Annotated in this window: 24 protein-coding genes; 7 read left to right on the top strand and 17 right to left on the bottom strand. The window is 38.7% G+C overall.

Going from position 1 to position 23953, the window contains the following annotated elements:
* Positions 1-188: 188 nt before the first annotated feature.
* The 3 genes from sodC to F948_RS12740 form a co-directional block, all read right to left on the bottom strand.
* On the bottom strand, positions 189-770 hold the full coding sequence (sodC, locus tag F948_RS12750) for a superoxide dismutase family protein (RefSeq protein WP_004964458.1): 582 nt from the start codon (positions 768-770) through the stop codon (positions 189-191).
* A 107-nt stretch (positions 771-877) separates the two neighbouring features.
* Positions 878-1975: an AI-2E family transporter gene (locus F948_RS12745; RefSeq protein WP_026057392.1), complete on the bottom strand. Its 1098-nt coding sequence runs from the start codon at positions 1973-1975 to the stop codon at positions 878-880.
* Between the two features lie 121 nt (positions 1976-2096).
* Positions 2097-2741, bottom strand: coding sequence for a ParA family protein (locus tag F948_RS12740; RefSeq protein ID WP_004909505.1), 645 nt, complete (start codon positions 2739-2741; stop codon positions 2097-2099).
* 130 nt (positions 2742-2871) lie between these two features.
* On the opposite strand from F948_RS12740, the gene F948_RS12735 reads away from it, so the two are divergent.
* The gene (locus tag F948_RS12735) at positions 2872-3339 is read left to right on the top strand and encodes a Holliday junction resolvase-like protein (protein ID WP_004909502.1); all 468 of its coding nucleotides are present in this window, start codon (positions 2872-2874) and stop codon (positions 3337-3339) included.
* 1 nt (position 3340) lies between these two features.
* Here the strand turns inward: F948_RS12735 and F948_RS12730 are convergent, their stop codons facing one another.
* Positions 3341-3976 (bottom strand): class I SAM-dependent methyltransferase, encoded by a 636-nt coding sequence (locus F948_RS12730; RefSeq protein WP_004951672.1) that lies wholly within the window; start codon positions 3974-3976, stop codon positions 3341-3343.
* Between the two features lie 201 nt (positions 3977-4177).
* Between F948_RS12730 and F948_RS12725 the strand changes: the two genes are divergently transcribed.
* Positions 4178-4741: a hypothetical protein gene (locus F948_RS12725; protein ID WP_026057391.1), complete on the top strand. Its 564-nt coding sequence runs from the start codon at positions 4178-4180 to the stop codon at positions 4739-4741.
* Positions 4742-4788: 47 nt separating this feature from the next.
* Here the strand turns inward: F948_RS12725 and F948_RS12720 are convergent, their stop codons facing one another.
* Both F948_RS12720 and F948_RS12715 read right to left on the bottom strand, forming a co-directional pair.
* Entirely contained in the window at positions 4789-5331 is a 543-nt protein-coding gene (locus F948_RS12720; protein ID WP_005403287.1) for a hypothetical protein, read from the bottom strand.
* 18 nt (positions 5332-5349) lie between these two features.
* Positions 5350-6129, bottom strand: a complete 780-nt coding sequence (locus tag F948_RS12715) for a class I SAM-dependent methyltransferase (RefSeq protein ID WP_004964451.1) — start codon at positions 6127-6129, stop codon at positions 5350-5352.
* A 121-nt stretch (positions 6130-6250) separates the two neighbouring features.
* Here F948_RS12715 and F948_RS12710 point away from each other — a divergent pair, with 121 nt between their 5' ends.
* Positions 6251-7522, top strand: coding sequence for a hypothetical protein (locus F948_RS12710; RefSeq protein WP_004964448.1), 1272 nt, complete (start codon positions 6251-6253; stop codon positions 7520-7522).
* 58 nt (positions 7523-7580) lie between these two features.
* Here the strand turns inward: F948_RS12710 and F948_RS12705 are convergent, their stop codons facing one another.
* From F948_RS12705 to glyQ, 7 genes are all read right to left on the bottom strand, one after another.
* Positions 7581-8168: a hypothetical protein gene (locus tag F948_RS12705; protein ID WP_004964445.1), complete on the bottom strand. Its 588-nt coding sequence runs from the start codon at positions 8166-8168 to the stop codon at positions 7581-7583.
* Positions 8169-8323: 155 nt separating this feature from the next.
* Positions 8324-8770: a hypothetical protein gene (locus F948_RS12700; protein ID WP_004964442.1), complete on the bottom strand. Its 447-nt coding sequence runs from the start codon at positions 8768-8770 to the stop codon at positions 8324-8326.
* 36 nt (positions 8771-8806) lie between these two features.
* Positions 8807-9226, bottom strand: a complete 420-nt coding sequence (locus F948_RS12695; protein ID WP_004964439.1) for a hypothetical protein — start codon at positions 9224-9226, stop codon at positions 8807-8809.
* Between the two features lie 110 nt (positions 9227-9336).
* Entirely contained in the window at positions 9337-10659 is a 1323-nt protein-coding gene (locus F948_RS12690) for a reverse transcriptase domain-containing protein (protein WP_004964435.1), read from the bottom strand.
* The gene (locus F948_RS12685) at positions 10652-11236 is read right to left on the bottom strand and encodes an SLATT domain-containing protein (protein ID WP_004964434.1); all 585 of its coding nucleotides are present in this window, start codon (positions 11234-11236) and stop codon (positions 10652-10654) included. Before F948_RS12685 ends, F948_RS12690 begins: the two co-directional genes overlap by 8 nt.
* Before the next feature lie 241 nt (positions 11237-11477).
* Positions 11478-13547, bottom strand: a complete 2070-nt coding sequence (gene glyS / locus F948_RS12680) for a glycine--tRNA ligase subunit beta (RefSeq protein ID WP_004964431.1) — start codon at positions 13545-13547, stop codon at positions 11478-11480.
* On the bottom strand, positions 13547-14536 hold the full coding sequence (gene glyQ / locus F948_RS12675) for a glycine--tRNA ligase subunit alpha (protein WP_004964427.1): 990 nt from the start codon (positions 14534-14536) through the stop codon (positions 13547-13549). The genes glyS and glyQ overlap by 1 nt, the downstream gene beginning before the upstream one ends.
* A gap of 301 nt (positions 14537-14837) precedes the next feature.
* Between glyQ and F948_RS12670 the strand changes: the two genes are divergently transcribed.
* The gene (locus tag F948_RS12670) at positions 14838-16100 is read left to right on the top strand and encodes a putative DNA modification/repair radical SAM protein (RefSeq protein ID WP_004964424.1); all 1263 of its coding nucleotides are present in this window, start codon (positions 14838-14840) and stop codon (positions 16098-16100) included.
* 2 nt (positions 16101-16102) lie between these two features.
* Positions 16103-16897, top strand: coding sequence for a TIGR03915 family putative DNA repair protein (locus F948_RS12665; RefSeq protein WP_004964421.1), 795 nt, complete (start codon positions 16103-16105; stop codon positions 16895-16897).
* Between the two features lie 52 nt (positions 16898-16949).
* Here F948_RS12665 and F948_RS12660 read toward each other — a convergent pair whose 3' ends face one another.
* Complete coding sequence (locus F948_RS12660; protein WP_004964419.1) at positions 16950-18365, bottom strand: SLC13 family permease; 1416 nt, start codon at positions 18363-18365, stop codon at positions 16950-16952.
* 113 nt (positions 18366-18478) lie between these two features.
* On the bottom strand, positions 18479-19231 hold the full coding sequence (locus tag F948_RS12655) for a sulfite exporter TauE/SafE family protein (protein ID WP_004964417.1): 753 nt from the start codon (positions 19229-19231) through the stop codon (positions 18479-18481).
* A gap of 188 nt (positions 19232-19419) precedes the next feature.
* Between F948_RS12655 and F948_RS12650 the strand changes: the two genes are divergently transcribed.
* Positions 19420-20529 (top strand): HPP family protein, encoded by a 1110-nt coding sequence (locus F948_RS12650; RefSeq protein ID WP_004964412.1) that lies wholly within the window; start codon positions 19420-19422, stop codon positions 20527-20529.
* A gap of 64 nt (positions 20530-20593) precedes the next feature.
* Here the strand turns inward: F948_RS12650 and F948_RS12645 are convergent, their stop codons facing one another.
* Positions 20594-20863 (bottom strand): PspC domain-containing protein, encoded by a 270-nt coding sequence (locus F948_RS12645; RefSeq protein WP_004760601.1) that lies wholly within the window; start codon positions 20861-20863, stop codon positions 20594-20596.
* A gap of 343 nt (positions 20864-21206) precedes the next feature.
* Between F948_RS12645 and F948_RS12640 the strand changes: the two genes are divergently transcribed.
* The gene (locus tag F948_RS12640) at positions 21207-21875 is read left to right on the top strand and encodes a hypothetical protein (protein WP_004964407.1); all 669 of its coding nucleotides are present in this window, start codon (positions 21207-21209) and stop codon (positions 21873-21875) included.
* A 54-nt stretch (positions 21876-21929) separates the two neighbouring features.
* Here the strand turns inward: F948_RS12640 and F948_RS12635 are convergent, their stop codons facing one another.
* Complete coding sequence (locus F948_RS12635) at positions 21930-23753, bottom strand: acyl-CoA dehydrogenase C-terminal domain-containing protein (RefSeq protein ID WP_004909455.1); 1824 nt, start codon at positions 23751-23753, stop codon at positions 21930-21932.
* Between the last annotated feature and the right edge of the window lie 200 nt (positions 23754-23953).

Raw genomic sequence — 23953 nt, 5'->3', positions numbered from 1 at the left:
CATATTGCGTAGCTAAAATGATGTGCTGATCAAGATATTGAGTCAATTTTTCAACCTATTTTTGTTGATTTTTCATTTAATAAAACTAAGCAAAATTCGTGCTCATCTTTTATTTATAGTCATCTTTATAGATAAATTAAGTGAATAAAATCCTAAATTGTGGATATCTTTTGAGATACCCACAATCTTTATTTGATCACACCACAAGCAATTCTTTCACCACCTCCACCAAGGGGTTTAGGTGTGTCAGAATAATTATCCCCACCTGCATGAATCATAATCGCACGTCCCTGAATATCGGAGAGCTTTAATCGAGGAGCGATAACGGCTTGGGTTGCAAAGCCTTTTTCATTGACAGTGAGTGCAGGTAGATCACCTAAATGACCATTTTCTGGTGTGCCGTGGTGGGCAATATTGTCAGGATTGTAATGACCGCCCGCTGCCAGTGCTGCACCCATTTTTCCATCTTTCATTGCAGCTTCACATGACGGTTTCTCGTGAATATGAAAACCATGTTCACCCGATGGAAGTTTCCACAATGCAGGGGTGATGATCAGACCACTTGGACTTTCTTGGAAGGATACTGTGCCAATCGAAGCACCTATACCATCGGCGCTTACCTGATGGATTGGGATTAAATATTTATGGTCGTAGCTAGTGGGCTGTTTCTGAATTTTTGCGGCATTATTGTCTAAGGGAATTGATGAGCATGCGCTGATACTCATCATGATTGCACTAAAAACTGTATACCGTTTTAAGGTTGAAAGCATTGCGAATTATCCTTATCTATTTTGTCTTTATTTGATTGATTCAAACAAAGTCTGGGATAACGCGCAAGCTAGATTCTGTATGACAAGATAAATGGTCAAAATCGCATTTAGGATTTAGTTTCTGGTGGCGCTTCGATCGCAGCAATAGGTTCTTGAACATTTTCATGTAGCCATTCGCGCCAAATCGCTAATAAGATTGCCAAAATCACTGGACCAATAAATAAGCCGACCAATCCAAAGCTGGCAATACCACCCAATACACCAAACATGATTAAGATGAATGGGATTTTTGTTGCTCCTGAAATCACGAGTGGTCGAATCACATTATCTGAGCTGCTGACGACTAATAAGCCCCACACCACAACCCCAATTGCTTCAACTGTTTGACCTTGAGCAAATAACCATAAACCGACGCTGAGATATGAAATTGGAGTTCCAAAAGGAATCAATGCCAAGATAAATGTCACCATAGTCAACAACATTGGATTGGGTACATCAGCTACAAAATAGCTTAAACCTGCCAAAATTGCTTGAGCTACAGCGGTTAAACCTACACCGTAAACGACTGCACGTGTTGTTTCAGAAATCGTTTCAAGATAATGATGCACACGAGGACCAATCACCATTTCAAGTGCACGACTCACTTGTGACAGAATCAGCTGACCATCCCGATAAAAGAAGAACAAGGTCATAATGGCAAACGTAAGTTTGACGAGGTTACGACTAATCTCGCTCAAGACAAAACGACCGTAGCTGAGATGACCTTGAATCCATTCAGCGACATTTTTGGTAATACTATTCGGATCAGCACTTAATTCATTGACTGTACGACTGATGTCTTTGCCAATGATAGGGAGGTTTCGAATAAAATCTGGGACTTGAATGTGTCCTGAAAATAATTGTTTTTGTAGATTAAAATATAAATTGCGACCTTCGAGTTGCAGCATGAAAATCGCAAAAATAAATGGGATACCAATCACTAAAATTACAAGTGTAATCATAATAGTAGCGTTCAGTGTAGGGCGGTTCTCACCAAAAAAACGACGTTGTACCCATAAATAAACGGGCCATGTCATATAGGCGATAATAGCCGCCCAAAGAACAGGGACAATAAAGTATTTAAGAATACTAAAGCCCAAAAACAATAAAACAAAAAACAATCCAAACAGCAAAACGCGTTGTAGTGTTGGAGCGTATTGTTGCACCATGGTTTTCTCTAGTGCCAAAAGATAATTGAAACCATATTAACTGAAAAACACCCTGAGTGAAATTTTCACTATAGGATTTCAGCATTAAAGATCAAAAGATTAGCCTTAGATACAGTGCTTAGAACCATTCGCTCGGGTCATCGACCAATTGGTTTAAAACAGGTTGCCATTGATGTTGGATGCTGACAAAGTTTTTTTGTGGCTTATCAAAAACACTTAAACCCTGCATGGCTAATGTTCCATAGGCACTTCTTTCTGATATCCATGCCACAGGTTCTTGTTCAATCTTGTTAAAGAAATCTTGGATATCTTTAGAGCTTGCGCTATTCGGTTTGACTCGATTTGCGACCAATAAGATTTGTACTTTTCCCTTTCGAATACGTTTAATCTCGTGAAGATGCTTGAGAAAACGGCGTGTACTATCAATATCGAAAAATGAAGGTTGTAATGGTGTCACAATCGCATGTGCTTCGCTCACCAATTGTTCAGCATGTTCACCAGATAAAGCGCCAGGCGCATCAATAATTAAATAATCGAGATTTTTGGGAGCTTCGCCGATTGATTTCTCATGTCGCCAATCGAGACTTTGAATATTAGTGACAGAGTCGGGGCGTTGTTTCAGCCATTGTAAGGATGATTTTTGATTATCTGCATCTGCGAGAGCGACTTTATAACCTTTTTGTGAGAGCGCAGTGGCGAGCGTAATCGCCGTCATTGTTTTACCACAGCCGCCTTTTTGATTTGCGATTAATATTGTCTTCATGAAATTAGATTTTTTAACGTGTGTTTTGTATTCCACTATACCTTAGCATCTTTTTGAACAGAGTGTGCTACACATGACAAAAGTTTAATGTTGCAGTTAAATAGCAGCGTTATTGAAAAAGGAAAGACTTATGTCGGTTTGGCTTGCGATGTTGATTGGTGGCTGTATAGGGGTTGTGATTACCACTCTCATTTTATCAAATAGCCGCAATGGTCGTATTCAAGCTGAATATGAGAAATATATTGCTGAATTGGAACTAGAGCATAAACAGGCATTATTAGATGCTCAAAAGCGTAGTGTGAATACCAGTCGTGCGGTCTTAAAAGGAAAAATGGCTGAGCAATTTGCCCCGATCTTACCTGAGTTTCAATATTTACCTAGTGATGCCAAATTTCTTGGTGATCCTGTCGATTATGTGGTGTTTGATGGCTATACCGATTTTCGTGACGGTGATGGTGATGCAGAAGATATTGAAGTGATTTTATTAGATATCAAAAGTGGTGGTGCGCGCTTGAGCAAAGGACAACAGGCGATTGCTCAAGCTGTTCGAGAAGGTCGAGTTCGTTTCGAAACTTTACGGATCGACTTTGATGATTAGTTCAAGGATTCAACAAAATCTTTTGCACTCGTGCAAGTAGCATCTTTTGTGCGATCGCAGGAATCCCCTCAGCATCAAAATATTGCTTTTCAATAAATTTGAATTTTGCTTGCGCTAGGCTCCGTTCGATATCCCGATTTAAATGGCAACCATCTCCAATGCGCTTCTGAATCGGAGTCAGTAAGGTTTGTAAAGATTGCATTTTTACCGATTCTGGATGTTTGACATGCTCAACGAGATGAAATGTTCCTGTAGGTTTAAGCACACGATAGATTTCAGCTAATGCCTGTTCCAGTTTTGGGATACTACACAGCGTCCATGTCGAAATAATATGGTCTAGCGATGCATCAGCAAATGGTAATTTTTCAGCACTGGATTGGACGTGTTTCACGTGGAAAGGTGCATTCTGAACACGCTCAATCGCCAAATGATAAATATCTGGATTTGGCTCAAGCGCATACAGGGTATCTACATTGCCATAAAATGGAATGTTGAGACCTGTACCAAACCCAATTTCGAGAATTTCACCTTCGATCGGAATGAGTAATTCGCGTCGTTTATCCATCAAACTGCCCGTTTGCATGACTTGATTGAGTAAATGCGGAAAGATTCGGCGTTGATAAAATTGATAAATCATAGAGAATCCATTCGTAGATTTAATGGGGGGCTGTCGCAGCTAGATGTGAAATGTCAACAGACCCTAAACACTGCACAAAAATATGACTAAAGATTATTTGATTGTTACCAAAAAAAGCAACTTTTCTCATGGTCTAAGCATACTATGAAAGCTCAAACGAGTTTATTTGCTATCAGTCATATTTTTGAGGAAGTAAAAGCCATGAAAAAGCGTCTATGGATGAGTTTATGCATGGTGGCTGCACTGGGTCAGGCACATGCTTCTGCCAGTGGAGTGGAATACAATATTGCGAAAGGTTTATCCCCTCAAGTGAAAGACCAATCGATTTCCGTATTGCAGCCTTTCTACGGTAATTTTCGTATTTTAGGATCTAAAGTTTATCAAGATGATGAGCAAGCCAAGTTTTCACCGATTGATTATGCTGTCAGTTGGGGATTGTTCGCGCATCCTGAAATCGCACGTAATATTTCAGTCAGTCAATATGACCGCTATTTGAATTGGAAAATGGATAAACTTCCTGTGCCTGCGGATCAAGCCATGCAAATGGTATCGAACATGCACATCATTCCTGCCAATCCTGAAATTGCCAAACAGATTAAACAAGTGAAACGTGGTGATTTGGTCCAGTTAAAAGGTGAACTGGTTGAAGTTCGTGATAAAGACTTAGTATGGAAGTCTTCGCTATCACCTACAGATATCGGCGATGGGGCATGTGAGTTATTTCGAGTGAATTCGATTCAATGGATTGAAAAGCAGAAAATCTAATTCAAATTAATCCAAGAAAACGAGGGGAATAACCCTCGTTTTTTTATTTAATTGCTTTTATTTTCTGTAGCTTGAGCACTTCGCCAATGATGGAGTTGACTTTGTGCATGTAAATATTCATTTAACTGATTAACTTGCTGATTGGTGTCTGTCGTATTTTGTAGCGCCTTTGCTTGGCTTTCCCAATAATCATATAACAAACCTTGAATATAGCGTCCTTGTTCAGTTTTTAGATCTAAATCTTTAAGCATTGTGAGTGCAGAGTTCACATTGTCTTTTTGGCGTTGTGCTTCAAACTCTGGTGTCAGCGTATTTTCTTGCTTCATTTTGGCAAGTTCGATTTCCATGCTATCAGTCATCTCAGTAAAGCGACGATCATAGTCATCCAACACAGCAATATCATGCGCATCATCTGCAGTTGCAGGAAATTGCTTGATCGGTGTTTGATTCAATTGACCAATCGCATCTTGACTAGAGCTGGTTTGATTTTCAATTGTTGCTGTAGGTTCTTTGTCTTTGTTACAGCCTGTGAGAAAAAGGACTGAACTAAACAATGCTGCAAGGACATAAGTGGTTTTAACGGTTGGCATGGACATATTCATCCCTGATTAATTTGATATTTTCTGAAAGTGATAGGCATAGGTGATATAAGGGAAATCTATCTGATCTTGCGGAGATCGTCCCGTAAAATCAAATACAATTTGTTCAAATTTCGCTTTGAACTGTTGTTGTTCAGGATAGGGCATCGCTGCAATAAAACTGGTGGACAATAAGCGTTTGCTGACTACCTGTTCTACCGTACCAGAATGTATCAGTTGAAAGGTCTGCAAACTATTTAAATTAAATAAATCCTGATCATCGAAAACTTCTTTCCAGCGACCACTATGATAACGTGGAGTATCTCCTTCAAAAGGCGCTATTTCATCTGCTAAAGCTTGAACCCAATCAACATTGATGTCTCTTTGATTCCAAATTAATCCTAGAAGACCTGATGGTTTGAGGACTCGATGGATATCAGAAAGGCTGAGTTGATTTGCAAACCAATGAAATGATTGCGCACAAATAACAAGATCAATAGAAGCATTTTTGAAGGGGAGTGAATCTGCTGATGATTGAAAGCTCTCTGTATCTGGGTAGCTTTGTTGGAGCTGCTTTAACATCTCATTTACAGGCTCAACAGCCAGCACTTTGGCACCTGTTTGAATCAGGTAAGGTAAGAATTTGCCAGTCCCAGAACCTAGGTCTATAACAGTTGAACTTTCACCTATTTTGAGACGATCTTGCAGCCAAACCACTATTTCTTGTGGATAATTGGGACGAACCTGTTGGTAAAGTTCAGCACCTAAACTGAAGCCTTTTTGCGCCGAAGGATGCAGGGATTGTGTCATTTTTTGCGCTTTTTAATCTGTTCTATCTCTATAAAATAAGATACTCCGCAATTTGGGTTTGGCAAAGTCATGATTTGGTGACTTTTTGATACCAACCTAGGATCAACTTTTCAGTGTGAGCATGGATAAGCAAATAATATTTGAAGATGAACATATTCGCGTTATTTTTTTGAAAGGTTCAAGCGACACATTAGTGGTTTCTTTTGGCGATTTGATTAGTCGAGCCAAAGGAATGTCCATCAATGCTGAAAAATCATTAATTAAATATGAATACAATGTCATCGGTATAATGCCGAAATTAAAAACATGGTTTCCTAAGGCCAGCATGTTGCAGATGCAACAACAGATTCAGCCAATTCTTGAACAGTTTGAAAAGCGAGTGGGCTATGGCGGTTCAATGGGTGGCTATGCCGCAATAAAATACTCAAACTTGTTGAATATGCAAAAAATTGTGGCATTTGTTCCACAATTTTCGATTGACCCAGAAGTTGTTGAAGATCGTCGTTATGCAGAATTTTTTGATGCATCTATTCATCAAAATATGCAGATTCAGGCGGATGAGGTCGACGCATCTCGGGAGTATATTCTTGTCTATGATCCCTATTTTGCTGAAGATAAAGAGCATTTCTTAAAATTAAAACCTTTGTTGCCACAGATGGATGTTATTCATTTGCCCTTTACAGCACATGAAGCACTTTCGGTATTGGCAAGCTCGCAACTGTTACATGATTTTGTAGAAAAGCCGTTTGAGCTGACGTATTTTTATCGCCGTGTGCGTGAAGTGAAAAAACAAAGTAAGTTCTACTATCGTCATGTTTTGGATGCTGCCTTATCGAAGCATCAACAAGCATTGTTAAAGATTTTAGAAAACAATGACTTTGCACTTGATGAACGATATTTTGATGCTGTAATGAAACAAAAACTCGTTCAACAGTTGTTTAAATTGCGACAGGGAACTGAGCAGAATTTACATAAATTAGGTGCGCATGCACATTTTGTTCAACAAATTCAAACAGCAGCTGCCAACGTCTGTACCCCACAAAACCAATTCTTGGTTTTTAACTTGGTTAGTTTAAAACTTGAAAGCTATAGTGCAGAACATATTCAGGAAAATTCACAATACCTTGTGCCTTTGCACTTAAAGCCGAATGCACTAGTTGAGTTAAATTTAAACGATGAATATTATTTCTTGACCATGAATGATCGGGGGATTCATAAACTGATCAAGTTTGGTGGTGCTTTACCTCTAGATCAATCACCACTGATATTTAAACAATATCCAGATTTTTATAATCTTAGTTATAAGCAACTGACTTTAAGTTGTGAAGATGATGGTCTGACGCATTTTATTGAGAGTCATTCTGCTGAGCAAAGTCGATTACAACTCTGTTAAACAAAAAAAGCCCTTACATTGCTAAGGGCTTTTTATTTATGAGATGGATATTAAGTAATTAATTAATACCGACTTTAGCATTGCTGTTTACATTGGCATTTACACCTAAAACTTTTACACCCACGTTAGTGCCTGCTTGCAGATTTTTCTTATCTGCATTTAAGCCTGTTTTGGCATCTACCGCTGCTGTTTTATTATTCAGCTGCGCTTTTGCATTGGTTTGAGCTTCTAAGCTTAGCGCCTTAGATGCTGCTTGCTTGTCCGCAATACGTTTTTTCACATCCGCCGTTTTGTCAGCAGCAAATGTTCGACCATCTACGGCTTTCTCTACAGCATAATCTTTCGTATTTTTCACGGTAGTACCCGTGGTATGAATCACTTTTGATCCTATATTTGCAGCAGTACCCACTGTTTTCTGAGATGCATTCACACCTGTGTTGACGGCCGCATGACCAACATGTTGTGCTGCATGACCAACGCCTTGTGCTGTGTTAGCAACTGCACCTGTAATGCCTTTTACCAATCCACCAGATTGAACATTAACTTGAGCAGATCCATTCGCATTTACCCCTACATTTTGTGCAAAAACAGAAGCAGAAGCGAGAATAGTTGTTGTCACGATAGCTGTTTTGATCATTTTCTTCATTGCGGTTTCCTTTAAAGATGTGCCATGTTGGGGCACTTCATGAACGCAAATGAATCATATCGAGCAAATGAGAGAAAGCTATGGATTTCAGCAAAACTTTACAACTAGATTACAGCTTAAAAACACTTTGGATAGAAATTGTGGAGATGGCAAACTTAGCCACATTGGTCCAAAACGGTTTGGTTAAAGTAGCTTTTTAACTTGTCAAAGTTATGTTTTACCTCAGGTTTCTGAATGTCAAATACTGTGGTTTTTCGCGTTTTCTGATCTAATACAGGTTTTTCAGTGGCCGCATTGAATAAACGATTCGGCACATATTGATAGGTCTCAGAAAAAGCCCGACTCAACTGATTGCCTTTAAATTCCCATGATTCCGTACTCCGCCCACCATCAAAATAACCTGTAAACTGGATCATGCAATGATTCTTGTATTTATTTAAGGATGCGGCATTGGTCTTGGTATCGGGTAGGGCATCAATGTTCTGAACCACTTGCAGTTGCTGTAAAGGCTGCTCGGTTTGAGAAGAGAGCGTTGAACACGCGGTAAAGCCAATACTACTGACTAAAAAAAGCAAAATGGTTTTAAAAGGCATAACTGTCATTGTTTCATTCATTCCTATAAATTTTGTTCAATCGTATTAATTTGATGAGGGTTGACTAAGTTCAGCTCGTTCGATTGGCACATTTCCATTATTTGTACCTACTACAGCATCTTTGGTGTCTTGCCATTTTTTAGCAGTGTATTGTTTGGCTTTTTGTGTTTGTTCCTGAACAATGACGGATTGTTCAGCGGTATATTCTTTGGTGTTTTTCCATCTCTCACTCATTTTTTGTGAGGTGTTTTCAGATGCTCCTTGAATTGAATCACCTAAGTTTTGTAGTCCTTTTCCTGTTTTATACAGCAATACCCGACCGAGACTAGGGTTGTCACCATATGGGAGTGTTTTTTCTGCCGTTGCAGTGTTTGTATTCGTCGTAGTTGTATTTGTTTCGGCTGCCCAGAGAGAAGACGATGCGATCAGTGCAGTCGTTAAACACAGAGCAGGTACTTTTTTCATCATCTTTCTATCCTTTTGGCAATAACGTTGCAATTCAAGTTTTATAGCTTATCGTCAAGTTCAAGAAAAGAGTGGTAGTGATATAGTTACGTTATTAATAGTTAATATAACTAAGAAAAATTTCTAAGATCAATGAGAAGCTTGTTAATGTGCTTCCTAGTCTTAAATTTAAATATATCATCTATTTCTTCATCCGAGCGCCCTTTTAAATCAGTATTAAATACATCGGTTAAGATACTTTTTTTCTTATTTATATCAAGTTGATCAAAATTGGGAATGTAATTTGATGAATAAAGATTATGAGTAATTTCGAAATATGTGCGAGAGAATTTCTTAATTTTTTGTCTATCTGTTGAAGGTATTTTGAATTGTTTTGCTATTTTTTGTATAAAATGATCGAGCTCATGCAGAATATTTTGATTAGAGATCTGAGAGAAGAAGAATAACCATCCCTTTGCTTTTCCTTCATCAATGCATCCCGTGATTTTTAAATTTAAACGCCAAATAAGGAAATTGACATTTTTTTTGGACGATGGTGCATATCTGTATGAGGTGAAACATTCAACAATAGAGTTTCTTAAATTATTTATAGAGCCTTCTCGAACAGAAAATTGGTTAGAGTAATAAGTATATCCTAAATAATCAAATCCATTTCTTATGAGCGAAATTTTTGATTTGCTATTTTTTTCTGTTATAGGGTGGATTTTTAACTTTAGTTTTGAAAACTCGGATTGGATTAAATTGATTATTTTGTCTTGGTTTGATGCTTCTAGCAAAATAAAAATATCATCAACAAACCTAAAGTATTTAATGTTTGATTGGCTATTTAATTTTTTGTCTAATGAAAGAAGATATATGTGGGCTAGAATATTGGATATAGATAGCCCTTGAGGAACGCCAGATATATTTTCCTTTTTTGATGGATTTAATGAGTCTCTTAATAGATGGGTGAACTCACTACTCCTAACTCTAAATCTAATTTTTTTTAATAAAATATCTTTGTCAATTGAAGGGTAAAAATCTTTTATATCAACCTTTATATATGTATCATATCTTTTTGAAGCGAGATCCAGTTTTAACTCTCTAATAATATTTTGAGGTAAATCTTGTGTGACTTCATTTTTAAAAACTTCCTTAAGGAATTTTTGAATGACTTTCAACAACACTCTATCTCTGATAGTTGGTATGTAAATTTCTCTTGGTGGCTTTCCCTTTCCTTTACTTAATAATTTTAATTTATATCGACTAAATTTATACTTATTTTTAGATATCTTTCGATTTATGAGAGTTAACTCATTGTTTAAATCCTTGTTAAATTGGGTGTGACTTATATTATCTATGCCAATGGCGTAGCTATAATATACATGTTGATTATATGTTTCATGCAGATTTTCAATAGAAATTCTTGATTTAAATATTTTAGTATTAGACATGTTGCTGTTGCTGCCAATTATATTCTGTAAATATAATTGTGCAAATTGGTAGCATATAAAGAATAACTAAAATTATAATATTAGTTATTTTTCTATAAGCATATTTAAATTTTTCAAAATATGTTGGTTTTGGATTTATATTTACTCTATCTTCTTCTGGGGTTGAATAGTATATCTCTACTTTTGCAGAAATATAATCAATATCTTCATGGTTTTCACAACTATCTAATAGTTTTTGGTATTTTTCATTAGTTGCTATGTCATTTTTAGGTTCTAGTAAAGCTAAATTTTCATAACATTGCTTTATGCTAAGAGATCTGGCCTTGAAATTTAATGATGAAACAAAGCAGGACATAGTAAGAGTTAAAACAGAGAATATTATAAGAATATTGGGGTCGAGCTGATTTTGTTTTATTCCTAGTAGATATAATGATTTTGCATTTAAGGTTGATGCTGCTACTGTAAATAATGAATACCAGATTAGTAATAATTGTGAATGAAAGTTATAAGCTAATAATCTTTTCTCGTGAAATATTTTAGATTTTTTTGTCCACCAAATTTTATCGTTGATTTGCATGCTATTTTGCCTTGATTTTATTATATATGGTGCATTTAGGCCATCAAAAAGTAACAGAGTATTATCCTTATTTGAAGGATCAGGCAAAAGCCTAGTAGCGAAAAGCTACTCTAAATCAGTAGCACCTATATTTGCATACAGATGATATCAAAAGATATATGGCCAAAATGCTTGATGATCATATAAGAAAACCCTGCTAATTAAAAGCAGGGTTAATAAGATATTTAAAGAAGCTAGATAATCAACCCTGCAACACACTCACATCAGCCACAGCAGTAAACAAGTTACGTAACTGAGCCAATAAACGTAAACGGTTTGCTTTCAACTCTGCATCATCAGCCATGACCATCACGCCTTCAAAGAAGGCATCAATTGGCGCACGAAGCGCAGCAAGCTTAGACAATGCTTCGGTATAATTACGCGCAGCAAGTAAAGGCTGAACTACTGGTGTTAAAGCTGATAACTCTGCAAAAAGTGCTTTCTCAGCAGCTTCAACCAAGTTCGCTTCAACGACGCTTCCTTCAGGTGTTGCTTCTTTTGCAAGAATATTGGCAACACGTTTATTTGCCGCAGCCAATGCAGCCGCTTCTGGCAATGTACGGAAGTGATTCACCGCAGTCACACGCTTGTCAAAATCAAGAGGAGATTTTGGAGCAAGTGCTTGAACCGCTTGAATCACATCAACTGCAACGCCTTGGTCTTCATATTTGGCACGGTAACGACCTTCAAGGAATGCAACGGCATCCGCACGTGTCTTGTCATGATCTTTAACTATATCGCCATAACCTTGAAGCGCAAAATTAACCAGTTCTTCAATCGTCACATCAAGTTCATTTTCAATGATCAAACGTAAGATACCGATTGCAGAACGACGTAATGCAAATGGGTCTTTAGAACCTGTTGGCGCTTGACCAATACCAAAAATACCAACCAGCGTATCTAAACGATCTGCAAGCGCAATCGTTGTGCCTGTCTTGGTTTGTGGTAATACGTCACCCGCAAACTTAGGTAAGTATTGCTCACCTAAAGCTTCAGCAACTTCATGATTCTCACCCTCAAGGCGAGCATAATAAGTTCCTGCAATCCCTTGAAGTTCAGGGAATTCGCCCACAAGTTCAGAGGTCAAATCACATTTAGCCAGTAAAGCTGCTTTTTCAGCATCGGCTGCATTTGCACCTGTAATTGGTGACAATGCTACAGCTAATTTAGCAATACGTTCTGATTTATTCCAAAGCGTACCCAATTGTGCTTGGAATACCATATTTGCGAGTTTTTCTTTACGAGATGCAAGCGGTTGCTTTTGATCTTGTAGGAAGAAGAATTCTGCATCCGACAAACGAGGGCGTACAACTTTTTCATTGCCTTCAATAATTTGAATCGGATCTTTCGACTCAATATTTGAAATAGTAATGAAGTAAGGCTGTAATTTACCTTCAGCATTGATCAAACAGAAATACTTTTGGTTGTCCTGCATGGTTGTAATCAATGCTTCTTGAGGAACAGCTAAATAACGCTCTTCAAAAGTTGCACGTAATGCAACAGGCCATTCAACCAAGCTGGTGACTTCATCAAGTAAGTCTGCTGGGACAATCGCAGTTGCATTAACTTCATCAGCTAACTTTTTCACTTGATCTTGAATGGTTGCTTGACGCTTTTCAAAGTTCGCAACAACGTAAGCTTTTTCTAAAGCAGCAAGGTAGTCATTTGCATGCGCCAAAGTCACGGCTTCAGGTGCATGGAAACGGTGACCATAAGTCACATTACCTGCTTTATGATCTTGAATGGTTGCTTCAACCACTTGATCATCTTTCAGCAATACCACCCATTTTACTGGACGCACGAATTCAGTACGACTTGCAGCAGAACGCATACGTTTTGCGATTGGTAAGTTGTCTAATGCAGTTTGTAAAATTTGTGGCAGTAAAGCATCAAGGCTTTGACCTTTCACATCTTTCAAAAAGCAAACTTTTTCAACTTTGCCTGCTTGGAACGTCGAAAGCTGATCAACCGTGATGCCTTGACCACGCATAAAGCCTTCAAGTGCTTTAGTTGGTTTGCCTTCTGCATCATAAGCGGCTTGAACAGCAGGGCCGTCAAAACGTTTTTGTGTGTCTGCTTGAGCAGCATCAATATCAACAATTTTGAGCGCTAAACGACGTGGTGCAGCATAAGCTTCGATCGCAGCAAAATTTAAGCCTGCATCTTTTAAGCCTTTTTCCGTTTCAGCTTTTAAGGCATCACGTAAAGTTTTTAAGCTTTTTGGTGGAAGTTCTTCACAGCCAAGTTCGAATAAAACAGTATGCTTTGTCATTATTTATTCTCCTTCGCTTTTTCAGCTTGGGCTGCTTCTGCTTCAACTTGTGCTTTTAACTGTGCTAATACTTCATCACGTAAATGTGGTTCTGCCATTGGGAAACCGAGTTTCGCGCGCGCAGCCACATAACTTTGAGCGATTGAACGCGCTAAGGTACGAACACGTAAAATATAACGTTGACGCTCAGTCACGGAAATCGCACCACGCGCATCTAATAAGTTAAAGCTATGCGATGCTTTAATCACTTGCTCATAAGCAGGAAGTGGAAGTTCAGCATCCATTAAACGAGCTGCTTCAGCTTCATAGAAATCGAATAATTCAAATAATTTATCGACTGGCGCATATTCGAAGTTATAGGTCGATTGTTCCACTTCATTTTGATGGAATACATCACCGTAAGTGACTGTACCGAATTGACCTTTGGTCCAAACAAGATCGTAAACTGAGTCTACACCTTGAAGGTACATTGCAAGACGTTCTAAACCGTATGTGATTTCACCAGTAACAGGGTAGCATTCAACACCACCGACTTGCTGGAAGTAAGTGAACTGAGTCACTTCCATACCATTTAACCAAACTTCCCAACCTAAGCCCCAAGCGCCTAGTGTTGGAGATTCCCAGTTGTCTTCTACGAAGCGAATATCGTGGGTCAGTGTATCGATGCCGATCGCTTTTAACGAATCAAGATAAAGCTGTTGGATATTGTCTGGGTTTGGCTTAAGTACCACTTGGAACTGATAATAGTGTTGTAAGCGGTTTGGGTTCTCACCATAACGACCATCTTTCGGGCGGCGTGAAGGTTGAACATAAGCCGCGTTCCAAGTTTCTGGACCTAATGCGCGTAAGAAAGTTGCAGTGTGGAATGTCCCTGCACCCATTTCCATATCATATGGTTGTAATACGACGCAGCCTTGCTCCGCCCAATAGTTTTGTAGGGCAAGAATTAAGCCCTGAAATGTATCAATATGCGATATAGCACGACTCATGGTGCATCCACTGGAATCAAACAAAAATTGTGGTTAAGTATAAGGATTTTCGGGTGCAGTGCAAAGGATTCAAGCGTTTCAGCGACAAGTTCTGATAATAAATTATTTAAACGCTTTTGTTTAATTTTCGAGTTAATTCAAAACGGACCCAATAGCCGACATATTTTCCCAGTTGGCAAAGTTCTGAATGGAAGACCATTCACATAAACGTCACCTCATGACGCATAACATCTTTACCAATCTTAATTTTCAAATCATGAAATGTTAGCTTTGAAATGATGTTGTCACTGAGGTGTTTGCTATGTCTGATCGCATTCGTGAAAAATTACAAATTCTTGCGGACGCAGCTAAATATGATGTGTCCTGTTCCTCTAGTGGTAGTGACCGTAAAAATAAAGACAAAGGTTTAGGTGATGCCAGTCGGGCAGGGATTTGCCATAGCTATACCGAAGATGGGCGCTGTGTTTCATTGCTGAAAATCTTGTTCAGTAATGTCTGTATTTTTGATTGTGCTTATTGTGTGTCACGCCGTTCTAATGATGTCAAACGTGCTGCATTTACCGTACAAGAAGTGGTTGATCTGACCATTAATTTTTATCGTCGTAATTATATAGAGGGATTATTCCTTAGCTCAGGTATTTTTAAATCCGCAGACTATACGATGGAGCGGATGCTTCAAGTGGTGAAAAAACTACGTCTAGAGGAAAATTTTAATGGCTATATTCATCTCAAAACTATTCCTGGAGCATCGCCTGAGCTGATTCATGAAGCAGGACTTTATGCTGACCGTATGAGCATCAATTTAGAAATGCCAACTGAGATCGGATTAAAAGCGTTTGCTCCTGAAAAATCCCATCAAGAAGTACAAAAAGACTTAGGCTTAGTGCGTGATCGACTAATTCAACTCAAAGATGAACGTCAAATTATTAAGCATGTTCCAAAATATGTACCCGCAGGGCAGACCACGCAAATGGTGGTTGGTGCGCATCAAGAAACCGATCAAGATGTGTTGGTAATGGCAGATCGACATTACAAGGAGTTTAAACTGAAACGGGTGTATTTCTCAGGTTATATTCCAATCAACACAGAAAATAATTATCTTCCTGCTGTCGGTTCAGCACCACCTTTGTTGCGTGAAAATCGTCTTTATCAAAGTGATTGGTTGATGCGTTTTTATGGTTTTGAAGTCAATGAAATCGTCAATGAAAAATACCCACATCTTGATTTAGATGTAGACCCCAAACTGAGTTGGGCGTTGCGTCATCCTGAGCAGTTTCCAGTGGATTTAAATCGTGCTGACTATCGCATGATCCTTCGTGTACCAGGCATCGGAGTGAAGTCAGCTAAGAAAATCGTGCAAGCGCGTCGTTTTGGCAAGATACATACTGATTTATTGAAACAACTCGGTGTGGCATATTCACGTGCCCAGTTTTTTATTCGTTGTGAAGACAGTCCAAGGTTTCAAAAGGAACTTTCTACGACTGATATTCGTCAGCAAATATTAACGCAGGGTTCATCCAAGTACGTCAAACAACTGTCACCTCAGTTGAGTTTAGGATTCTAAACATGCTCAGTGATGGTGTGGTTTATTACTATTTTGATGGCTCTATGGTCGGTTTACTCAACTGCGTATTTCGTGCTTTTCAATTTAAAGAATTCCACGTGCAATTGTGTTTAAACCAAGGCGCACAGCATGGTTTATTTGCCACGGTAGTTGAAATTCCAAATCACGAGCAACATGCAGCACGTGTTTGGTCAGCCTTAAAGCAGAAATTGTCGCATTCATCTTTGAGACAATTTTATTTTGCCTATTTATCTGAATCTTTGGATGCCTATCAGCATTTATTTAATTACTGTATCTATGTCTTTCGACATCAACATTCAGTTGAGAAGAATTATTCGCATCCTAGTGTTTTAGCGATATCGCAATGGACGAAAAAGGTCGGGCGAGAAAAGCATCGTATGGAAGCTTTTGTGCGGTTTAAGAAAACCACAGATGGTTTATTTTTAAGTTTAGTTCGACCTGATTTTAATGTATTACCTTTGATACAGCCGCATTTTAAGCGTCGTTATCAAGATCAACGTTGGTTGATTTATGACGAACAACGCAAATATGGATTGTATTATGACTTACACGAGATTCATGAGGTGTCTTTAGATGCTCATCAGATTGACCGTAATATTGAAAATGGGGCCAGTCAAAACTTTCAATTAGAATTAGATGAACAAGAAGAATTATATGATCAGCTTTGGAAAGATTATTTCAATAGTATCAATATTAAAGAGCGTCAGAATGTGAAATTGCATGTGCAATATTTGCCTAAACGCTATTGGCGTTATTTGAATGAAAAATACGTTTGATCTTCTCTCTTATTTAAAGCGATAAAAAAAGCGCCGAAGCGCTTTTTTATATTTAGAGGAAAAACCAGTAAACAAATATTGAAACCAGTGCGATACATAAAATATTGAGGATAAAGCCAATTCGCATCATTTCACTTTGTTGAATATGCCCTGTACCAAATACAATCGCATTCGGTGGTGTTGCGACAGGGAGCATAAACGCACATGAAGCCCCGATTCCGATGACAACCACAAGAATTTCTTTTGGAATTCCCATTTGATCAGCGATTGCTGCAAATACTGCAACCAGCAGAGCAGCTGAGGCTGTATTACTGGTAAATTCAGTTAAGAAAATAATAAATGCAGCTACAATCACGATGACTAGGAATGGTGAGGCATCACCAAATGCATTTGCCAGAGTTTGCCCAAGTACCAAAGAAGAACCAGAGTCTTTTAAAACGGCACTTAAAGTTAAGCCACCACCAAATAGCATTAATACGCCCCAGTCCGTATTGTCTGCAATATCTTTCCAAGTGGCGATTCCTAAGATCACGACCATACAGGCTGCGAGTACTGCAATCCATGTATCAGGTTGAGTAATTCCAAACTGTTCGCTGACGCTTTTACCAAAAATCCATGCCAATGCAGTGATAGCGAAAACTAACATGGTTAGAATACGATCACGGTTCCAAGGGATAGTTTCTGTTCTGAATTCCACACGATGATTAAGTTTAGGTCTGAGCACGATATACAAACTAAATAACATCGCAGGGAAAATGATGAGCATCATAGGCAAACCGACTTTCATCCAGTCTGCAAAATCATAGCCTAATGCTTTCGCTGCAATCGCATTGGGTGGTGAGCCAACTAAAGTACCTAAGCCGCCAATACTTGCTGAATAAGCAATACCTAAGAGAATGAATACGAAAGTTTTACGTTCTTTTTGCGCATCAAAATGTGAAAGCAAACCCAATGCAAGTGGAAGCATCATAGCCGCGGTAGCAGTATTTGAAATCCACATCGACAAAACGGCTGTGACCAAACAGATGGCTAAAACAGCTACTCCCAGATGCCCTCTAGACATTGCAATAATCCACATGGCAATTTTTCGATCAAGTTTTTGCACATGCAATGCAGTTGCCAAGGCAAAACCACCAAAAAATAGAAAAATCGTTGGATCAGCAAAAGTACTCAGTGCTTTAGTGGTAGAAATTGCTTCAATCTCACCATCTCCTCCCACACTCGGCATACCGACGAGAACCGCGAGCACAGGGACTAGCAATGCCGTGATGGTGATGTGAATAGCTTCAGTCAGCCACAAAATACCGATAAATAACAACAGACTTAGACCTTTATTGGCATTTTGGTCATAAGGCAAAATTTCATATAAACCGAAAGACAGCAGTGCTGCAATTGCAATAATCACCCAGCCACGGATTAAGCCTTTGGGCATGGCATTGGTGGGTGTTTCGAGGTGAGGAACATTCATAAAATATCCTTATTTGAGTTGTTCTAGTTGCGATAGCGTATACAACTGAATAACCATAAAGTCTCAAAGAACTAGAAGTAAATATTAAGTTCTGCCATCTATGTAAAATCTTTTTAAATCATGTTGATTCCCTGCCACAGTGCATTGGTACCGAGTACAGTCAAAATGACTAAAATAAGGCGTTTGAATTTTTGTTGGGAAATATGAATTCTGATCTTAGAACCAAGATAAATAAAAAATAATGAAAAAAACGTAATTGCACACAATAGATATATCTGTGCCTGATCAAAGGTCAAAAGCGTTGGGTAGAGTATCGAGAACTGGATTAATTTGCTGGCAAGAAAGCTAATGTTGGTAATCATCACGATGTCATTTTTACTGTGCTGTGTACTTAACAAATACATCATCAAAAATGGAGCCATCGCATTGGTTGCGCCTCCAATCACACCTGCAAGCAACCCAAATATGAGCATGTTTTTAATTGAGCGATCTAGGTGCAAAGGTTCCGATCTAAATTGATCTAATACATAGAGCCAAATGACCATCCCTAACAACAGCTTGAGATAACTTTCATCAATATAAAGCAGTAGCATGACGCCAAACAGACTTCCAATCAGGCTACTGCCGATAAGACTCCAGTAATTTTTTACATAATATAATAGGGAGATCGAGGCTTTTTCATGCGTCCCTAACACACTTAGATTCATGATAATACATGGAATAAGTACCATCGCGATGGCAGTCTGTAGAGGGTAAAACAGAGACAATGCTGCTGTACTGATCATCGGAAATCCGAAACCACTCAGACCATGTAGTAATGCTGCTAATGCACACAGCAGCAGTGTTAAAAACTCAGTTTTATACAAAACAGTTCTCTAGCACAGTAGTGAATTGATCAATCATCGGTATTGGTTAATTTATAATATTTGGTAAAAATTGCTTGAATAATAGATTATCTCATATCTTTAAGATGTAACTTGAATACACCTTATTTGGCTTTGCGCGTATACTTGCTTCGTTCGAAAATCAAAACATCCAACCAGCAAGGTGCATTGTGAACTTGACCCAACTAGACTGGATAAATTTACTAAAACCTAATTATAAAGTTCTTCCAGTGAAAGAACGTGTGTTCTCAGGCTTTGGCGCACTGTGTGGTTTGGCGATTTCTTCTTTGATTAGTTGGTATGTATTGGGCGGGATGAATGCCTGGTATATCGCGCCGATGGGTGCATCTTCCGTTTTATTGTTTGCAGTTCCAAATAGTCCATTAGCACAGCCTTGGAATGTGGTGGTTGGTAATACTTTAGCGGGATTTATTGGGGTGGCATGTACCCAGCTTTTACCTGATTTAACCACAGCATTTAGTGTTGCTGTTGGATTGGCTATCTTTATGATGATGACCACAGATTCATTACATCCACCAAGTGGTGCTGTAGCTATTACTGCGGTTTTGGGTGGAGAAGCTGTACATAAGCTCGGCTTTCATTTTATCCTTTACCCTGTATTGCTCAACTCACTTTTATTACTTGTTTTTGCAGTGTTTTTTAATCGACTGATTGGGCGAAATTATCCGACTATGCCTCATCTCAATGAACGCTCCAAAGACCCAACACCTACTCAAAAAGTATCGATTCAACCCAAAGATATCGAATATGCCTTAGAGCAACACACTGAACTATTAGATATCAGCCAATACGATTTAGAGAAAATCATTTTAGAAGCACAAGAACATGCGAATGAGCGATTAAATCATTCGTTCGTATGTCAGGACATTATGAGTCGAGATGTAATTAAATTATATGAGAATGACGATATTCATCAGGCTTTGGACAAGTTTAAATCGGTTAATTTAATGAGTCTGCCTGTTGTGAATGATCAAGAGCAATTGGTTGGAACTCTGGCATTGTACGAAGTTGTTGAGTGGTTCAAAGGAGCCACTGATCCGCGAAATTCTTGGCAACATTATGTGAAACAGATCATGAGTCGTCGAGTTGTGAAAGTTGATCCATTACAACCGATTCAAGATCTTGTACCTTATTTTGTTGAAAAATCTTTTAATTATATTCCTGTGGTCGAAGAGCTGCGTTTAATTGGAATTATTAGTCGGGCTGATATGATTGCGGTCTTGCATCAGCAAATCAAACAACAATCTTCAGTATTTTGAGCAAAAAAAAGCTACGGTTGTATAGGGGTAAATCCAACCGTAGCGACCAAACTAAAAAATAAGATTAACGTTTGATTCCTTGATCTTCATACACTGTTTTAACAGGTTGGTTGTAACCTTGCACGTGCTCAACTCGATTCGCCTGTCTTTTTGGAATGACTAACCACATGATTAAATACACCAAAATACCTGGGAAAGCGGCGCTCATAATTGAAATAATCACAAAGATTAAACGTAGTAAATTCGCATTCCAACCAAAACGTTCCGCAATACCGCCCATTACACCAGCGATCATGCTTTGTTGGTTTGAGCGATATAAACCAGAATTGGCCATCGAGTTTTTCTCCTTAAATAAATGAAACAACAGGGAAAAATCAAAAAATTGAGATAATGTGCTGTTGTTATATTAGAGATAGGGTCAAATTCATTTTTTTAAAGTTTCTGTAAGCGAGAGAATAGTTACGGTATGTAAAGAATTGATGGAAAAACCGACACTATCGCCTAAAATGCACCGACTTAACGCATCTTGTGATAGCAACCTGCGATTTCAGACTCATCGTTACTTTATTTCTATTCCTTCTGTAGATGTGTAAATGTATATCCTGTTCTTTATGATTTACACGGGGTGGAGAGGTCTTGAATAAAATGAACGATGTTGATGTTAGAGAATGATGAATATGCAGTTTCGGTTATTCTTACAGCCCCTCAGTGTAGGAACTCTATTGGTTTTAGGTTTGACAGCATGTGATGGTCATCATCCTGAACCAGCGATATCACACAGTCAAACCCAGCCTAAACCTGTTGAGGCGGCTGTATCGACTGTGCTTGTAGATGATCAAGCAGTTTTCAGTGAAGGTGTTGCTTTAACTAAAGTAGCAGGTCAGGCAACCATTCCTCATGTTGCATCGAAACATATAGAAAAACCATCACCGCAAGATTTGATCTATGCCGGGCGTTATCATGCGCGTATTCCATGTTCTGATCCTTTTGCTGGATGTGTGAACAATGAAAACGAAGCCGAATATATTATTAATTTACTAGATGATGGATCTGTATTTTGGACCAATACCAGCTTTGGACGTTTGGGCACTGATTCATCACAGAATATTGCCAAAATTGAACAGACCTGTAAGCAGGTTCATTGGCATGTTCATAAAGATCAAAATGAAATCATGATTCGTTGTGATGCAGCGGATGTGAATTTGTACTATCAGATTAATGCGAATCAAGATTTGGTAATGAATTTAGACAAGATTTGGAATGGTGATCACGGACAAAATCGGAAGTTTTTTAACGAATATCCGTTTCCTAAGAAAGCCTATGTTTTTGAAAAAGTAAAATCATGATGAATTTAAATATAAAAAAGAGCGCTTAAGCGCTCTTTTTTTATGCAGTTCCGATTAGTAATCGAAGCTGAAGTGTTCTGGTGCAAGAGAAGTCAATGTACGAGAAGTCGATACCATTGATTCTGCATGACCTTGGGCACGTGGCAATAAACGGTCAAAGTAGAAATCTGCAACTTTGATTTTTGCTTTATAGAATTCTGGAGTTTCAGCACCGTTACCAGCTTCTAATTTTTCAGAAGCGATTACAGCTTGTTGAGCCCAGAAGTAAGCCATCATTACATAACCAGAGAACATCAAGAAATCATTAGAAGCAGAAGATACGATGTCACGGTCTTTACGCGCTGCAAGCATGATGCGAACAGTTAATGTATTCCATTGAGCGCAAAGCTTAGTTAAGTCCCAAGCGAAGCGACGTAAATACTTGTTGCGAGCATGTGCAGCACAGAATTTTAAGATTTCAGCAGTATAGTCACGAACAACTTTACCTTTTGAGCTTAAAAGCACTTTACGACCTAATAAGTCAAGTGCTTGGACACCCGTTGTACCTTCATACAATGTTGAGATACGTGCATCACGTGCGATTTGTTCCATGCCCCATTCTTTGATGAAACCATGACCGCCATATACTTGGATACCATGGTTTGCAGCTTCCAAACCTAATTCAGTCAAGAAACCTTTAAGAATTGGAGTATAGAAACCAAGTTTGTCATCGGCAGCTTCATAAGCAGCTTGATCACCACTTGCCAGCGCATCAGCCATTTTATCTGCAAGTTTGGCAGCGTGATAAATCATTGCACGACCACCTTCAGCTACAGCTTTTTGAGTTAAAAGCATGCGGCGAACGTCTGCGTGGTGAATGATCGCATCAGCAACACGCTCTGGCTCTTTTTTACCAGAAAGTGCACGCATAGACATACGGTCTTTCGCATAAGGTAAAGCACCTTGGAAAGAAAGTTCAGCGTGTGCGATACCTTGAACAGCTGTACCAATACGTGCAGTGTTCATGAAGGTAAACATGGCATGTAAACCTTTGTTGATTTCGCCGATTAAGTAACCAGTTGCGTTATCAAAGTTCAATACAGCAGTTGCTGAAGCACGGATACCCATTTTGTGTTCGATCGAACCACAAGAAACCGTGTTACGCTCACCTACACCACCATCAGCAGTTGGGATGAACTTAGGTACGATGAATAACGAAATACCACGAGTACCAGCAGGTGAATCTGGAAGACGTGCAAGTACGATGTGGATGATATTCTCTGTTAAATCATGCTCACCTGCAGAGATGAAGATTTTTGTACCAGAGATTTTGTAAGTACCGTCAGCAGCAGCTTCTGCTTTAGTTTTTACTTGACCTAAGTCAGTACCACATTGAGGCTCAGTTAAGCACATTGTGCCAGACCAAGTACCTTCAACGAGTTTAGGCATATATGTATTTTTTTGCTCATCAGTACCGAATTGCATGATGGTGTTCATACAACCTGTACTTAAACCAGGATACATCGTGAACGACCAGTTCGCAGTACCCATCATTTCTGATTTGATAAGGTTTAAAGACATTGGTAAGCCTTGGCCACCAAACTCTTCTGGATAAGAAAGACCTTGCCAACCACCCATTACAAATTGGTCGTATGCTTCTTTGAAGCCTTTAGGAGTAGTTACTTCGCCGTTGTTAAAAGTACAACCTTCTTCGTCGCCAGACTGGTTGATTGGAGAAAGTACGTTTTCGCAGTAATCAGCCGCACCTTCAAGAATCATGTCAACTGTATCAGCATCAGCATTTTGACCACTTGTCAAAGTTTGGTAATGTGCTGGATAATCGAACACTTCATTCATTAAGAAGCGAATATCACGGAGCGGGGCTTTATAAGCTGGCATAATCTTAATCCTGTATTTGAATCGTTGTGGATTATCTGTATCAGTACTTTGATTATTCACAGTGGTGATAAAAATACATTGATAAACACTGTGGAAAAGACTGTCAGAAAAGCTAATTAAGGCTAAAAACACTTAGTTGAAAATTCAATTTTCTGCTAAAGTTTTAGACTCGTTTTGAATATGAAAATGATCCATTTAGT

This window comes from Acinetobacter junii CIP 64.5, from assembly GCF_000368765.1.
GTDB lineage: Bacteria > Pseudomonadota > Gammaproteobacteria > Pseudomonadales > Moraxellaceae > Acinetobacter > Acinetobacter junii.
Note: the sequence above shows the minus strand (reverse complement) of the source record. Positions and strands in the feature narration are given on the sequence as shown.